The sequence below is a fragment of the Paenibacillus mellifer genome (assembly GCF_023195895.1).
In the GTDB taxonomy this organism is placed as follows: Bacteria; Bacillota; Bacilli; order Paenibacillales; family Paenibacillaceae; genus Fontibacillus; species Fontibacillus mellifer.
Genome location: NZ_JALPRK010000001.1, coordinates 18,699 through 33,280, shown reverse-complemented (window position 1 = coordinate 33,280; position 14,582 = coordinate 18,699). Strand labels below are relative to the sequence as shown.

General features: G+C 55.0%; 17 protein-coding genes and 1 pseudogene. 4 read left to right on the top strand and 14 right to left on the bottom strand.

Features of this window, described 5'->3' with window-relative positions:
* The first annotated feature begins 156 nt into the window (after nt 1-156).
* Nucleotides 157-342 carry a hypothetical protein gene (locus M0651_RS00165; RefSeq protein WP_248549845.1) on the top strand — a complete coding sequence of 62 codons (186 nt, stop codon included), beginning with the start codon at nt 157-159 and terminating at the stop codon, nt 340-342.
* 16 nt (nt 343-358) lie between these two features.
* On the top strand, nt 359-607 hold the full coding sequence (locus M0651_RS00160; RefSeq protein ID WP_248549844.1) for a spore coat protein: 249 nt from the start codon (nt 359-361) through the stop codon (nt 605-607).
* Between the two features lie 139 nt (nt 608-746).
* Here M0651_RS00160 and ssuE read toward each other — a convergent pair.
* From ssuE to M0651_RS00105, 11 genes and pseudogenes are all read right to left on the bottom strand, one after another.
* Nucleotides 747-1,338 (bottom strand): annotated as a pseudogene (gene ssuE, locus M0651_RS00155) (NADPH-dependent FMN reductase).
* A gap of 20 nt (nt 1,339-1,358) precedes the next feature.
* A complete protein-coding gene (locus M0651_RS00150) occupies nt 1,359-2,696 on the bottom strand; it encodes an LLM class flavin-dependent oxidoreductase (protein ID WP_248549843.1) in 1,338 nt (445 codons plus the stop codon).
* Nucleotides 2,697-2,744: 48 nt separating this feature from the next.
* Nucleotides 2,745-3,212: a DinB family protein gene (locus M0651_RS00145; RefSeq protein WP_248549842.1), complete on the bottom strand. Its 468-nt coding sequence runs from the start codon at nt 3,210-3,212 to the stop codon at nt 2,745-2,747.
* Between the two features lie 34 nt (nt 3,213-3,246).
* On the bottom strand, nt 3,247-4,410 hold the full coding sequence (gene solA, locus M0651_RS00140; RefSeq protein WP_248549841.1) for an N-methyl-L-tryptophan oxidase: 1,164 nt from the start codon (nt 4,408-4,410) through the stop codon (nt 3,247-3,249).
* Complete coding sequence (locus tag M0651_RS00135) at nt 4,407-5,606, bottom strand: amidohydrolase (RefSeq protein WP_248549840.1); 1,200 nt, start codon at nt 5,604-5,606, stop codon at nt 4,407-4,409. Before M0651_RS00135 ends, solA begins: the two co-directional genes overlap by 4 nt.
* A gap of 2 nt (nt 5,607-5,608) precedes the next feature.
* Entirely contained in the window at nt 5,609-6,625 is a 1,017-nt protein-coding gene (locus M0651_RS00130; RefSeq protein ID WP_248549839.1) for an LLM class flavin-dependent oxidoreductase, read from the bottom strand.
* A gap of 25 nt (nt 6,626-6,650) precedes the next feature.
* Nucleotides 6,651-7,403, bottom strand: a complete 753-nt coding sequence (locus tag M0651_RS00125; protein WP_248549838.1) for an amino acid ABC transporter ATP-binding protein — start codon at nt 7,401-7,403, stop codon at nt 6,651-6,653.
* Nucleotides 7,400-8,110 (bottom strand): amino acid ABC transporter permease, encoded by a 711-nt coding sequence (locus M0651_RS00120; RefSeq protein ID WP_248549837.1) that lies wholly within the window; start codon nt 8,108-8,110, stop codon nt 7,400-7,402. The genes M0651_RS00125 and M0651_RS00120 overlap by 4 nt, the downstream gene beginning before the upstream one ends.
* A complete protein-coding gene (locus M0651_RS00115) occupies nt 8,107-8,892 on the bottom strand; it encodes an amino acid ABC transporter permease (protein ID WP_248549836.1) in 786 nt (261 codons plus the stop codon). The genes M0651_RS00120 and M0651_RS00115 overlap by 4 nt, the downstream gene beginning before the upstream one ends.
* A 28-nt stretch (nt 8,893-8,920) precedes the next feature.
* Nucleotides 8,921-9,754: a transporter substrate-binding domain-containing protein gene (locus M0651_RS00110; protein WP_248549835.1), complete on the bottom strand. Its 834-nt coding sequence runs from the start codon at nt 9,752-9,754 to the stop codon at nt 8,921-8,923.
* 102 nt (nt 9,755-9,856) lie between these two features.
* Nucleotides 9,857-10,765 (bottom strand): LysR family transcriptional regulator, encoded by a 909-nt coding sequence (locus M0651_RS00105; RefSeq protein WP_248549834.1) that lies wholly within the window; start codon nt 10,763-10,765, stop codon nt 9,857-9,859.
* 239 nt (nt 10,766-11,004) lie between these two features.
* Between M0651_RS00105 and M0651_RS00100 the strand changes: the two genes are divergently transcribed.
* Both M0651_RS00100 and M0651_RS00095 read left to right on the top strand, forming a co-directional pair.
* Complete coding sequence (locus M0651_RS00100; RefSeq protein WP_248549833.1) at nt 11,005-11,550, top strand: GNAT family N-acetyltransferase; 546 nt, start codon at nt 11,005-11,007, stop codon at nt 11,548-11,550.
* A gap of 140 nt (nt 11,551-11,690) precedes the next feature.
* Entirely contained in the window at nt 11,691-12,440 is a 750-nt protein-coding gene (locus M0651_RS00095) for a GTP pyrophosphokinase (protein ID WP_248549832.1), read from the top strand.
* 79 nt (nt 12,441-12,519) lie between these two features.
* Here the strand turns inward: M0651_RS00095 and M0651_RS00090 are convergent, their stop codons facing one another.
* The 3 genes from M0651_RS00090 to M0651_RS00080 all read right to left on the bottom strand — a co-directional run bounded on the left by M0651_RS00090 (nt 12,520) and on the right by M0651_RS00080 (nt 14,431).
* Entirely contained in the window at nt 12,520-12,663 is a 144-nt protein-coding gene (locus M0651_RS00090; protein WP_155608346.1) for a DUF3934 family protein, read from the bottom strand.
* A 30-nt stretch (nt 12,664-12,693) separates the two neighbouring features.
* Nucleotides 12,694-13,932, bottom strand: coding sequence for a DEAD/DEAH box helicase (locus M0651_RS00085; RefSeq protein ID WP_248549831.1), 1,239 nt, complete (start codon nt 13,930-13,932; stop codon nt 12,694-12,696).
* A gap of 238 nt (nt 13,933-14,170) precedes the next feature.
* On the bottom strand, nt 14,171-14,431 hold the full coding sequence (locus M0651_RS00080) for a hypothetical protein (RefSeq protein ID WP_248549830.1): 261 nt from the start codon (nt 14,429-14,431) through the stop codon (nt 14,171-14,173).
* Nucleotides 14,432-14,582: the final 151 nt, after the last annotated feature.

Here is a 14,582-nt window from a genome sequence, read left to right as displayed (position 1 = left end):
ACATGGAATAGAGGGCTTAAGACCCATACATTCCGATGGCCGTCACAATTTATTCATCATCCCGCTCCTAATTTCCAGAGAGCACGAGCCTACTGCATATTTGTCCCGGTTTCGCAAACAATAACCAGCGAATACCAAATGAAAGGAGTAGATGGCATGGCCCAAGTCAATCAGCAGGAGCTGCAAAGCCTGCGGCACCTGATCGGCGCTCATGAAACGGCACATCAAAAAATGCTCACCTACGCGCAGCAATCCGTCGATCCGCAGGTCAAAGCCTACTTTCAAAAATCGGCCCAAGACGCGATGAACACCAAGCAACAGCTCATGTCATTTTTGAATTAGGGAGGAACATTACACGATGATGCAAGATAAAGAAATGGTGAACGACGCGTTGTCCATGGTCAAGAGCAGCTTGACCACCTACAGCAGCGTCATTTCGGAATGCGCCAATCTCCAGCTGAGATCCACCGTTCAACAAATCCGGGACAACTGCGAGAAATCGCAATACGAGCTGTTCCAGCTGGCCGAGTCCAAAGGCTTCTACCAGCCGGCGATGATGGCGGATGCCCAGGACGTCCAGCAAGTGAAATCGCAGCTTGGCAGTTGAAGAGTCCACTTGCAATTGCACGACAAGAAGTAAGAAGCTTCCTCGCATCTGATTGGATGCAGGAAGCTTTTTTAACACAGATGTATTCGAAAAATCGAATACATCGAATACAAATCGGTTGTACAAGTTCTCCATCTCATCATTTTAACCTAGACCCACCTCCTGGCCTTGCTTCTGCTCCTCTGTCGCAAGCCGATACCGAGCCAAATTCTCGGTTCAACTCGGCTACCGCCTCATCCAGACGTTCCCGGAGTTGCGGTTCCAACGCAAACCCACCGTTCTCCAGCCGGCTGACCCACTGATCTACTGCGAACACGCCGCTGAGGATATGCGTCCCGCCAAGTGCCGCCACCACCGGTTTCAGTGCATAGTCCACCGCCAGCAAATGGGCGATCGTCCCGCCGATAAAGAGCGGCAGTACCACTTTGCCCTGCAGCCCTTTTTGCGGAATCAGGTCTAGGATCGTCTTTAGTGCGCCTGAGTAGGCTGCTTTGTAGACCGACCGGACTCGCGATGACGACGGCATCCGCCGATTCGACGACAGCGAGCGCCGCCTTTATGGCCGGGCTACCGAAGTTAGCCCGCAGCAAATCCTCCGCTGGCAGTTCCGCAGCCGAAACCCAATCGATGGCACTGCCCGTTTGGATCAGTCGTTCCCGCACGTAATCCGTTAATCCAAACAACCGCGAACCTGGGGTTGGGCTCCCTACAATAATCGTCACTCTAGATATAACTCTCTCCCTCCTTTCTCTTAAGCCTTAGCTACCGCTCGGCGTTCCAACGTATACCGGTTCTCCGGAACCGGCAAGCCCAGGTTGCCGCGCAGCGTATCGCTTTCGTATTCCGTCCGGAACAAGCCGCGCTCCTGCAAAATCGGAACGACCAGATCGACGAATTCTTCCAGGCCGTTCGGAACGGCCGCGGTAATCATGAACCCGTCGGCAGCGCCCCCCTCGAACCAGGCCTGAATCCGGTCCGCGACCTGCACCGGCGTACCGATGAAGCCGCCGCGCGGCGTTGCAGCCTGCAGCGCCACTTCTCTTAGCGTCAGCCCTTTTTCCTTGGCATCTTTTTTGATTTTGTCCGTGCCGCTTTGGAAGCTGTTTTTGCCCAAATCGCCGAGTTCCGGGAACGGCTCGTCGAGCGGGTATTGGGAGAAGTCGTGGTGCTCGAAGAACCGTCCCAAATAATCCAGGGCATTTTCGATTGTCACCAGGCTGGCGACCTCTTGATACTTGCGTTCCGCCTCCTCCGGCGTGCGGCCAAGGATCGGGCTGATCCCCGGGAAGATCAAGACTTCGTCCGGATTGCGCCCGAACGAGGCGGCGCGGGACTTCACGTCTTGATAAAAGATCTGCGCGTCCTCTAGCGTTTCATGCCCCGTGAACACGGAGTCCGCATGCTTCGCCGCGTAATTTTTGCCGACCTCAGAGGAGCCCGCCTGAAAGATGACCGGCTGCCCCTGCTTGGAACGGGCGATATTGAGCGGCCCTTTCACCGAGAAGAACTCTCCGACGTGATTGAGCGTGTGCATTTTGTCCGGATCAAAAAATACTCCCGTCTCCTTATTCCGCAAGAAGGCGTCATCCTCCCACGAATCCCACAGGCCGCGGGCAACCTCCAGAAACTCGGTGGCAATCCGGTAACGTTTGTCATGATCCGGATGCTCCTTCTTCCCATAGTTCAGCGCAGAGCCTTCCAAGGGGGACGTCACGACGTTCCAGCCTGCACGCCCGCCGCTGATCATGTCCAGAGAGGCGAACTGCCGGGCGACCGTGAACGGCTCGCTATACGAAGTGGACAACGTCCCGACCAGGCCGACATGCTTGCTGACCGCCGCCAGGGCGCTAAGGAGCGTTAAGGGCTCAAAGCGATTCAGGAAATGGGGGATCGATTTCTCCGTGATATATAAGCCGTCCGCTATAAACACCAGATCGAATTTGCCGGCCTCGGCCTTTTGCACCCAGTGTATATATCCGTCGATATTGATGCTGGCATCCGACTGCACGTCCGGATGGCGCCACAGGGAGGTTCCTCCTCCTACCCCATGCAGTAACGCGCCCAGTTTGAGTTGTTTTGGCTTCGCCATAACTTCGTTCCTCCTTATCGATTCGATATTCTTTATTTCTTCCCTTGCTCAGGCAATCCCGGCCGCTTGTTTGATTCGATCGATTTGCCCCAAATGGCGCTGCACGTGGCGGGTAAAGCCCTCCAGAATATCCGTAATCTTAACGGTCTCTCCTTTGGCATTTACGCCGGTTTTCTCCAGGTCGGCCGCATCCAAGCGGCTAAGCAGCAGACTGTTGTAGAGCAAAAGCGCATGGAAAGCCTGCAACACGTCGGCAACGCTACCCGCATTGGCATATTGGCCGCTGACCCAAGCATCTTGGTTAAAAGCCGGCAGCCGGGCCTCCGTCCCCGCCAGGATATCGCGAATCCGAAAGGAAATGACGAGGCTGTGATCCACCAAGTGGGACAACACCTCCAGAACGCTCCAACTCTCCGGCTTCGGCTTCCATGTCGTCTGCTCCTCGCTCAGGCCATTGATCGCCGAGGCGAGTTGCCCATGCGTATTCAAAAAAGCTTCAAAGTTGACTAGGGTCATGCAATCCCCTCCGATTCAAAATCAGGCTTCCTCCCTAATCACCCGATCGGGCCGGCTGACCAAAACGATCCAGCGCAAACGGCTGCAGGGAGTAGCCGACCTTCCCCTCTACCAGCAAGTCCGCGAGCAGTTCCCCGACCACGCTGGCAAATTTGAAGCCGTGTCCGGAAAATCCGCCCGCCACCCAAACCTGCCGGTGTTCCGGGTGTCGGTCGATGATAAAGTCCTCGTCCGGCGTCAGCTCGTATTTGCAAGCAACGCCTTGCTTCAGGCGGCCGGCTGCCCCCGGCATATAAGTCGACAGTACGCGGCGCAAAACGTCCTCATCCTCGGGATAACTCCCGAAAGGCGCCAACGTCTTCCCGGGTGCCCAGGGGACTCCGCCGTCGTGGCGGCCGATCTTGAGGCCGGCTCCGCCGATGCTCGGGAACCCGTAGTAGCCGCCTTCCGGTGTACCCAGCGTAAACCCGGGAAACCGTCCCGCGTCAAAGCCAGGTCCCGTTGTTTCGAACCACCCGACCACCTTGCGCACAGCGCGGATGGGAAGGTCGATGAACGGAGCGAGTGTGCTGAACCACGCTCCTGCGGTAAGAAGAACGGCCCCGGCATGAAATTCGTCGTCCGCCGTGTAGACCGTAACGCCGCCTTCTCCCTTATGCACCTTCACTTCCCTTACAATGGAGTAAGTCAGCAGCTCCGCGCCCTGCGCCAACGCCAGCTTGCGATATGCCTCCAAGCATCGTTCGCTGTACAAATACCCGGCGTCCGGCTCAACCATCGCCTCAAACGAATCCGGGATCGTCAGCTCCGGCCAACGTGCGCGGATTTCCGCCGCGTCCAGCCATTCCGTGCCGACGCCCAGCGCCTCCGCCTGCGCGATTCGCTGCTTGTAGGAGTACAGCCCTCGGTCCGCAAGATTCAGTACGCCGGACGGCTCCAGCAGCCGGGTCCCGGTCAGCTCCTCCACTTCATTCCATAACCGGTGGGCGCGAATTGCCAATTCCGTATACACGGGATCTCCGCTGTATGCATGCCGGATCAGCCGGGGCTCGCCGTGATGGCTGCCCTCCCGATGCGGGGGATCATAGGCGTCGATCAGCAGCGTCCGGAGGCCCTTGCGGGCTAAATAATAACCGGCGCTCATCCCCATGGAGCCCGCGCCGACGACAATGACGTCATAGGAAGCGAACGTGCTCATCGTGGCGTCCCTTCCTTTCGGCCGTCCTCCCTTTGCAGACTATCCAGCGCCAGCTCCGCCAGCTTCACGAAGAAGCCGATGCTTACCGGAATCGCCTGCTCGTCAAGATCGAAGGCCGGGTGATGCCATTCCCGCGGTCCATCTGTCCCCATGAAGACGAAGAGTCCCGGAACTTCCCGTTGATACCAGGAAAAGTCCTCCCCCGCAGGCGATGGAACCGGCGTAACGGCCCGGTATCCTGCCGCCTCCGCCGCGGCTAGCCCGAGCTCCGCCAGCTCAGGGTCGTTCAACACGGGCGGCGGGCCTTCGATCCAGCGGACGGCGGCCGTCGTGCCAAACGCAGCCGCCACTCCCTGAACAACCTCCTCAAAGCGCTTCAGCACCCGCTGCCGCACCTCTTCGTCAAAGGTCCGGATCGTGCCTTCCAGCAGTGCGGTTTCGGGAACGACGTTCCAGGCCGTTCCGCTAAGCAGCTTCGTTACGCTGATGACGGCACTCTCCTGGGAACCGACGTTCCGGCTGACGATCGATTGCAGTGCCGTCACGAGATGTGCGGCGGTGACGATCGGATCGTTGCCGGCTTCCGGCACGGCCGCATGGGTCCCCCGTCCGGCGATCTCAACGACAAAGCCGTCGGCGGCGGCCATCAGCGGGCCGCTCTTGATCCCGATCGTTCCGACGGGAAGATCCGGCTTATTGTGCATGCCGAAGATGGCTTGCACCCCTTCCAATGCGCCGCTGTCGATGACTTGCCGCGCGCCTTTGGCTTTCTCCTCGGCCGGCTGGAAGATCAGCCGGACCGTGCCCTTCATCTGCGACTCCCGGGCTTTAAGCGCATACGCCGTACCGATCAGGGCGGCGGTATGGAAATCATGCCCGCAGGCATGCATTTTGCCGGGATGCGTCGAGGAAAACGGCAGCCCGGTCTCCTCCTGGATCGGCAGCGCGTCGATATCCGCCCGAAACGCGATGACCGGCCCTCCCCGGAGCCCGCCGACCTCCGCAACCAGCCCCGTCGCCAGCGATACGTCCAGGATCCGGACGCCCGCTTCCTCCAGCCAGCTGCGGATTCGGCGGGTCGTCTCGAATTCCTCGTTCGACAGCTCCGGGTACTGGTGCAGCTCTCGGCGAATCGCCACGAACCGTTCTGCCGCTATCCCGGGCGTCCCTTGAATCGTATAAGTATCGTTAGACATGGTTACGCCTCCGCCGTCACTTCGACCAAAGCCTCGTGAAGCAGTTCAAAGGAGCGGACACGCTTCTCGAAAGGGCTGATATTGCTGGTCACGATCACTTCCTCAATGCCGGTGTCCCGCTGCAGCGCCAGCAGTTGGTCGCGAACGGCTTCCTTGGTGCCTTTGACAATCCAGGGCTCCTGCTCCTCGATCGTATAAGGCTCTCCCGCCTGACGGCCGAACTCCTCCGCTTGCTCCCGCGTGCCGAGCGTCACCGTTTTGCCGCTGCCCAGCCGGACCTTCACGACCTTCTGCCTGCCGGCGAGTTCGGCGGCTTCCGCTTCGGATTCGGCGACGACCACGGACACCGCCAGGATGACTTGAGGCTCCGAGCCGTACGACGTATCAAAGCTCTGCCGGTACGTTTGAATCGCTTTGAGCGCGATTGCCGGATCTCCGTTAATGAACAGGGAGAACACATAAGGCAACCCCAGTCCGGCGGCAATCTCCGCACTGTCCATGCTCGCTCCAAGCACGTATAGCTCGGGGGCCTGCGCCGGGCGCGGGGCCGCGCGCAATCCAGCCAGCGGGTGATCCGCCTCCAGACTGTCCTGCACGTATTTGCGCAGCTCCACGATTTTGTCCGTCAGGGAAGCCGATTCCCGCGTGCCTTGCTGCAAAGCCTGCGTACTTTTCGGTAATCCTCCGGGAGCGCGGCCGACGCCAAGGTCCACTCGCTCCGGCTCCAGGGATGCCAGCACGTTAAAATTCTCCGCCACCTTATAGGGACTGTAATGCTGCAGCATCACGCCTCCGGAGCCGATGCGGATCGTGTTCGTTTTGGCCAAGAGGTAGGAGATCAGCACCTCCGGAGAAGAACCGGCTACCTGCTCCGAATCATGATGCTCCGACACCCAAAACCGCCGGAACCCCAGTTCCTCGGATTTTTGGGCCAGCGAAATGGTATGCTTAAGCGCCTGCTCCGCCGTTTCTCCCGGGTAAATCGGGCTTTGATCCAACACGCTAATCGTTAGTCCCATCTCTCTCGCCTCCTAAATGCGAAATCTAAATGCTATAGTTGAGCTCGGGGGTAATTCGTTTCAGGAACTGCTTCGTCCGTTCTTCGCGCGGATGGTACAGCAGTTCCGCCGGGCTCCCTTCTTCCACGATGACGCCGCCGTCCATGAACACGGCGTGGTTGGCCACGTCGCGGGCAAACCCCATCTCATGGGTCACGACAATCATCGTGATCCCTTCCTTGGCGATCTTGCGGATGACCTCCAGCACTTCGCCGACAAGCTCTGGATCCAGTGCCGACGTAGGTTCGTCGAACAGAATCACCTCCGGCTCCAAGGCGAGTGCCCGGGCAATTCCCACCCGCTGTTGCTGACCTCCTGACAACTGGCTTGGATAGGCGTCCAGCTTACTGCCGAGTCCAACCTTCTCCAGCAGCGCGATGCTGCGGGCCTTGGCTTCCTCCTTTGGCTGCTTTTTGACGATAACCAAACCCTCCATCACGTTCTCCAGTGCCGTCTTGTGTCGAAACAAGTTATATTGCTGAAACACCATCGCCGATTTCTGGCGGAGGGCATGAATGTCTTTCTTCGTCGCTCGGCCACAATTCAGTCGAAAGTCGCCAATGGCAATCTCGCCGCCGCTGGGTTTCTCCAGATAGTTGATGCAACGAAGCAGCGTGGTTTTGCCGGAACCACTCGGTCCTAGAATGACTACAACATCGCCTTGGTTCACCGTCAGATCGATCGATTTTAACACCTGCTGACGACCAAAGGACTTGGAAATATGACGAAGCTGAATCATGCCACTCCCCCCCGATTGTAGATCTGAATTCGTTTCTCGAGCCGTGCCGTCAGTCGTTCGATCAGGACGGTCAGCCCCCAGAAAATCACCGCCGCCGCTAAATAAGCCTCAAAAAACTTCCAGTTGGTCGAAGCGACGATTTGCGCTTTGGCGTTAATGTCCACGACGGAGACAGTGAACGCGAGCGTCGAGCCGTGCAGCATCCCGATCGCCGAGTTCGACAGGTTCGGAAGGCTGACCGCCAACGCCTGAGGGAAAACGATCCGCCGCAGTGCTTGAGACGTCGTCATCCCGACGGAGTAAGCCGCCTCGATCTGCCCGCGGTTCACCGCCAGCAATCCCGAGCGGATCACCTCGGACATATAAGCTCCGGCCGTGATGGAGAACGAGATGAAAGCAAAAGCGATCATCGGAATCGAGGCAGATTTGAACCCCCAGCCAAACCAACTGGATAAGCCGTCAAGAATCACCGGCAAACCGAAATAAATCAGCAGGAGGTGCGTCAGCATCGGCGTTCCACGGATAAATGTGACGTAGGCGGTGGAAAGTTGACTCAGCACAGGCACCCGATACAACCGGAACAACGCGGTGATCACGCCAATTATGAAGCCGACCGAGACAGACACGGCGGTAATCACCAACGTGGTAGGAATCGCAGACAACAGTTGAATGAACGCCGTCCAAATGAACGAGGGGTCAATTTTCACAGTTTTGCGCCTCCTTTTTCCGCGCCGATCCCGGCGTACATGCCCCGGATCGATGGCTTCCGCTCGATGCGAAATCTTCTTCTCTCCGCCCCATTCGGCTGCTCATGCTTCAGCAAACGCCGTTCGGCAGCCCGCAGCAGCTTCTCCAGCGTGAAGCTCACAACCAGATAAATGAGCGCCAAGGCCAGATAGGCTTCGATAAAATGCTGGGTAAGCGCGCCTAGCGTCTGTGCCTTACCGGTTAACTCCATGACGCCAAGCGTAAACGCCAGCGAAGTATCCTTCAGCAAGGCAATCACCATATTGGAAAATACCGGCACCGCAACCGCCAGCGCCTGCGGCAATACGATCCTGGTGAACGCCTGAGCCCCCTTCATCCCGATCGCATAAGCTGCTTCGACTTGCCCCCGGTCTACGGCCGTCACCGAAGCGCGGATGGTCTCCGACATAAAGGCTCCAGTGTGCAACCCGTAGGTCCAAATGACGAAAAATAACACGGGGGCGCGGGAGATATCCAGGTGGGCCAGCTTCAAGAGCTCCGGCAAGCCATAATAGAATAGGAACAATTGAATCAAAATCGGCGTCCCTCTGAAAAAAGAAACGTAAACCTTCGAAAACTGCTCCAACACCGGAATCCTGTAAAGTCTGGGGAGCGCAATCAGAAACCCGACAACAATCCCCGTCAGCAAGGATCCGCCCACAATCAGCAAGGTCACGCCCAGCATCGACCACAGCTTCGAAAAGGCGCCGATCACGAAAGAAAAATCAAACGGTGCCCCCATGGATTCTCCCTCCTTTCCGTCTTGTTGATTAGTTATCGGAAGTGAAATCTTCCCCGAGCCATTCCTTGCTCAGCTTGCCTAACGTGCCATCGGCTTTCAATTCCTTGATGGCGCCGTCGATGGCGTCAGCGAGCTTTTGCTCATCCGGATCGTCCTTCCGGAATACAAAGAGGATATCCGCCTCAGAAAGGTCCTCCCCAGTCGTCTTCAACTTCCCTTGAGGATCGATCAGCGAAAGCGAGAAGTCCGCCCCTAATGTGGCATCGACGCGGCCCGACGTGATTTGACTAACCGTATCGTTAGCCGCACCGCTTTGATAAACAATTTCGATCGCATTGTTATTCTCTTTGTTATAGTTCTCCAGGATTTGGGCCTCCGCGCTGGTTGCCCCTGTCAGCACCTTTTTCCCCTTCAGATCATCCAGAGATTTAATCGTATCGTTATCCTTCGCGACGATGATTTTGTTTCTCCAGTGAGCATAAGGCTCCTTGTTGAACAGGTACTTCTCGGTTCGCTCCGGATTCTTCTCCATTTCATGGGCGACAAAATCGATTTTCTTCGTCTCCAGACTTAACAGCAGGTTGGAGAACTCCTGGGTCTGGAACTCGAATTCATATTCTACCAGACGGTTATCGATTTCACGGACAAGTTCAACATCAAAGCCGGTCAACTTCCCGTTCTCGTCGATAAAGCATACCTTCGGAAATCCCGTGCCCGTTCCCACGATAATTTTCTTAACTTCCCCCGAGGCCGCGCTTGCTGCAGTTTCCTTAGATTCTGTCCCGCCAGCCGCCTCCGTTCCGCATCCTGCCAGTACCCCCGTTAACACCAGTACGGCCACGGCACTTAACCATCTCTTCATGTCTCTAACCCCTTCCCATTCCCCATTTTCTTAGTTTTACAATCCCTATAAGTTTAGTCAGGATTATGTTGACACTACTTTACTGTGATTTTTGTTACGCGTCTAATCGAGTTTTTCTATGGGTACATGCAAATCGTTGATGGGAGGAGCACCTAGTTCCAATAATGCCTCCATGAAGACGTTGTTCTCGCCGCTAAGGGAAATCAAGTGGGTTTGTAAGGAGACGCCTGCCGTCTCGAGGATGTCTACCGGGACGAGGTTTCCCTCCTCTACTTCATGTCTGGCAGACAATCCGGGAAGAAAGCAAATGCCGGCGCCGCTTAATACGAGCTTCTTGGCGGTTTCGGCATGATCAACTTGAAACCTAATGTTTGGCGGCTGCTCCAGACTTTCGAACGCACGGTGAATTCGCATCCAGTCAAGGGAGCCGCACTCGAAGAACACGAGCGGTTCCCGCCGGATGTCGCGGATGGATGCACTTCCGGCCGCGGCAAGCGGGTGATCCTTATATACGTAGAGTCGGATGGGGTCATCATAGAAGGGATAGGATTGGAAGGCCGGGCTCATTTGCTTGCGCGCGAAAGCAAGGTTGATTTCTTTGGCGGTCAGCTTTGCCGCAAGGACGTCGGTCGGGCCGGTTGTCACTTTGATGTTGATCAGCGGAAAGCGTTGATGCAGGAGCATGAGCAAATGCGGCATCAAGTAGTTGGACACGGATACGGTGCTGCCGATCCGAAGCTCCTCGGGGGTACCCGACCGGGAGTGGAGATGATGTTTCCCTTTTTGGTAAGTCTGAAGGATTTGCTGGGCATAGGGTAGGAATTGTTTGCCTTTCTCCGTCAACTGGATTTGTTTCCCCAATCGATCAAACAATCGGCTATCCAGTTCCCGTTCGAGCGATTGAATTCGCGCGGTCACCGTCGGTTGCGAAAGAAACAGCACCTCCGCGGCCTTGTTGAAGCTGCCGTAGTGATTGATGTACACAAAAGCCTCGATATGATCGATGTTCAAAATGATCCCTCCCCTAACATTCCATATATCTCACTATACCAATCTATATAGACGGTTTTGGTTAAATTATCCTTTATCTTAGGGAGCCCGCCACTTTTTGTCAATCCTCCGATATAGAATTTCTTAATGGAAGTGCAAATATTTTTTATATTCCGATGCGTTTAGTTGGCTTTTAACTTATACTAAGTTCACTTCACCTGATTGATGAATGAACTACCTCTATAAAGGGAGTGTTGGAGATGAGCCGTTTCGAACAGGAAGTGAAAATACGGGATGCCCGCGACGAAGAACGCGAGCACATCGCCCATGTGATGCTGGAAGCTTATCGGCAATATGCGTTTGACATGCCACATGAACGTTGGGAGGAGTATCGGGAGAACATTCGGAACTCCGTGTACGGCAATGGCCCCCACGCTAGACTCGTGGCGGAGCTTGGAGGCGACATCGTCGGCAGCGTTCAGCTGTTCCTGACCTCGGAGGCGGCTTACGGAAGGTCGGATCTAGGCATCGATTCGCCTATAATCCGGCTGCTTGCCGTATCGCCCTACGCCCGTAGACGTGGCATCGCCAAGCTGCTCCTACGCGAAGCCGCCCGCAGATCCCTTCAACTGGGCGCCCGCTCCCTGTATTTACATACGTCAGACATGATGGCGGCCGCCGTGAAGCTGTATGAAAACCTGGGATTCGAACGGGCTTACGAAGCGGATACATCCAATGGGGAGACCCTCGTTAAATCCTATAAAATCCAATTGACGGACGCGCTGCCTTTACTGCAAACGACGTAATATGGAAGCGAGACGACTCCGCACCGTTTAAGCGTGTTCTCATGGGATCTATCCCCCCTTCTGGCTTCCGGCCTGTTCCCTAAGCTATAATGGAAATGGAATCATGATGAGAACTGAAGATAAAGGACGGAGTACCCCATATGATCAATAATTCTTTTGTGAACCCCCTGGAACAAATGAAAACATTACAGAAGACGCTGACCCGATTTATGATGATGTATAAATTTGCTCTCCACGAGGTGGAGACGAAAATCGAAATCCTACAGGAGGAGTTTCAGCTTCTCCACGACTATAATCCGATCGAGCACACGAAATCGAGAATCAAATCTCCGGAGAGCATCATGAAGAAGCTGTACCGCAAGGGCGGCGCCACCTCACTGGAGGACATTAAACGAAACATCCAAGATATTGCCGGCATCCGAATCACCTGCTCGTTTATCTCGGACATCTACCGGATCAGCGATATGCTGCGAGCTCAGAAGGATCTCAACATTCTCTCGGTGAAGGATTATATCAAGGATCCCAAACCCAACGGTTACAAAAGCCTGCACTTGCTGGTTGAAGTACCGGTGTTTATGTCCGACGGTGAGGAGCTGGTTTGTGTCGAAATCCAGATCCGCACGATCGCCATGGATTTCTGGGCTAGCCTGGAGCACAAGATTTTCTACAAATATAATGAATCGGTGCCGGACCGACTGCTGGAGGATCTCAAGAACGCCGCCGACACCGCCTACGAGCTGGATTTGAAGATGGAGCAGCTTCAGCAAGAGATGGAAGAAATCAAGCACGCGCATCAAGCCGAAGCCGCCGAGGAATTCCAGTTACTCATCGACAACAAGAAGTTCAATATTCCGGAAAACCTGCTGAAGTTGTTGTCGGGCGGGGAGTAACTCTTGCCTTTTCTTCACACAAAAGAGCTTCCCAAGCCGAAATCTCGGCGCTAGGAAGCTCTTTTGTGTTCAATGGATCTTACTTGGACTCTGCTGGTCCCTTTTTATCCGCTTTGCTTGTATAAGGTTTAGGAGCGCTTTTCGCTCTCCGCTCACTCGCTTGCCAGCGATTCCAACCTTTCTTGTCCGTTCCTCTGCCCGTACCACCTTTACCTTTGGCCATATCATCACTCCACTACAGTTGGTATACCTATTATCCTTTTACTTTCACCTTGGGTTTAACCCTTTCCAATTCCTTGCCCTTGTTTCTAGGTGGCCGCACAGGCTGGGCTTCCTTCGGGGTTGGTGCGGTCTGCGTCATCGGGTAAGGATGGTCCTTGATGACAGGGATCCGCTTCCCAATCAACTTCTCGATATCGGCCAAGTAAGGCTTCTCGTCGAAATCACATAAGGAAATGGCGACGCCGCTTTGTCCCGCCCGGCCTGTCCGCCCGATCCGGTGAACATACGTTTCGGGAATGTTCGGCAGCTCATAGTTGATCACATGGGACAACTCGTCGATGTCGATCCCTCGTGCCGCAATGTCGGTAGCCACCAAGACGCGTAAGGTACGGTTCTTGAAATTTTGCAACGCAGTCTGCCGTGCGCCTTGCGACTTGTCACCATGGATGGCTTTCGCACTGACTTGCGCTTTCGTCAAGTGGCGCACCAATCGGTCAGCCCCATGCTTGGTCCGCGTAAAGACGATGGCGGATTCGATAGATGAGTCCTTCAAGAGGTGCAGCAGCAGGTCTTTTTTGTTACCCTTATCCACGAAATACAAACGTTGCCCAATGGCGTCCACTGTGGAAGAGACCGGTGTAATCGTGACTTTTACGGGATTTTTCAATATGGAATCGGCCATTTGCGCGATCGCACTCGGCATCGTTGCGGAGAAGAGCAAGGTTTGCCGCTGGGAAGGCGTTTTGGCGATGATTTTCTTGACGTCGTGAATAAAGCCCATATCGAGCATGCGGTCGGCTTCATCCAAAATCAGGAGTTCCACGTCCTTGAGATCAATCAGCTTCTGCTGGATCAGATCATTCAGCCGGCCGGGGGTGGCGACCAGGATATCCACGCCCTTCTGCAGCGCGATCTCCTGCGGCTTCTGCGACACACCGCCGAAGATGACGGCGCATTTCAGAGGCAAATATTTGCCGTAGGCGCAAAAGTTCTCGTAGATCTGCAGTGCCAGCTCACGCGTTGGCGTGATCACTAGCGCGCGGATGTTCCGCCGGCCAGGCTTAGGCGCATTGTTCTTATGGAGCAATTGCAGGGTAGGAATGGCGAACGCCGCCGTCTTGCCCGTACCGGTCTGTGCGCAGCCGAGCAGGTCTTTGCCGCTCAAAATGGGCGGAATGGCTTGTTGTTGAATCGGCGTAGGCTCCGTATAGTTCTCGTGTTCCAATGCTTTTAATATAGAAGGGATCAAGTTCAGTTCTGTAAATTGCATAATAACTCCTTGCCGAAATCACTAATTTCGGCGGCCAGAGCTTCAGGTCACCGATCATATCAATATAACACGGCACGGATCACCCGGCAAATTCGGTCTCTCGAGACAGGACAGCCTGCCACCAGCCGATCAAGCGCCAATTCTATGCGAAAAACTGAATACAATTCATGAAACCAGGCGATTTCAACCGATTATATATGAAATTTCATACACAATTGTTCATCCCGATGGCGTTTGCCTAGAATCTATATGAAAAATCGAATAGAAGTCCAAATTTCGGCCGCCAGCACCATTTTATATATGAAAAACCGAATACAATTTCAAATCGTCGAGCCGACCTCGCCACCTGAAAAATAAAGGGAATTTCCGCCGCTTGGGAACTAGAAGGCCGGATCGGGTCCAAATCTGGTGGAATCCGAAGCGCATGTCCAATATCCTCTGCTTTCCAATCGACTTCTTCTCGGATTTCTTCCATTAAATGGCCGATCCCTTCGACCATCGCGGTCCCTCCTTCACATTTTCTCCGATCTGACTTCAAAAACCTCGATATCCACTTCATATTCTAAAGATTTTACCGAAATAAAAGCAAAGGGGCGATCCCTTCGAGAAAACGCAAACATACGTGACAACAAGCTGGAATACGCGGGTTT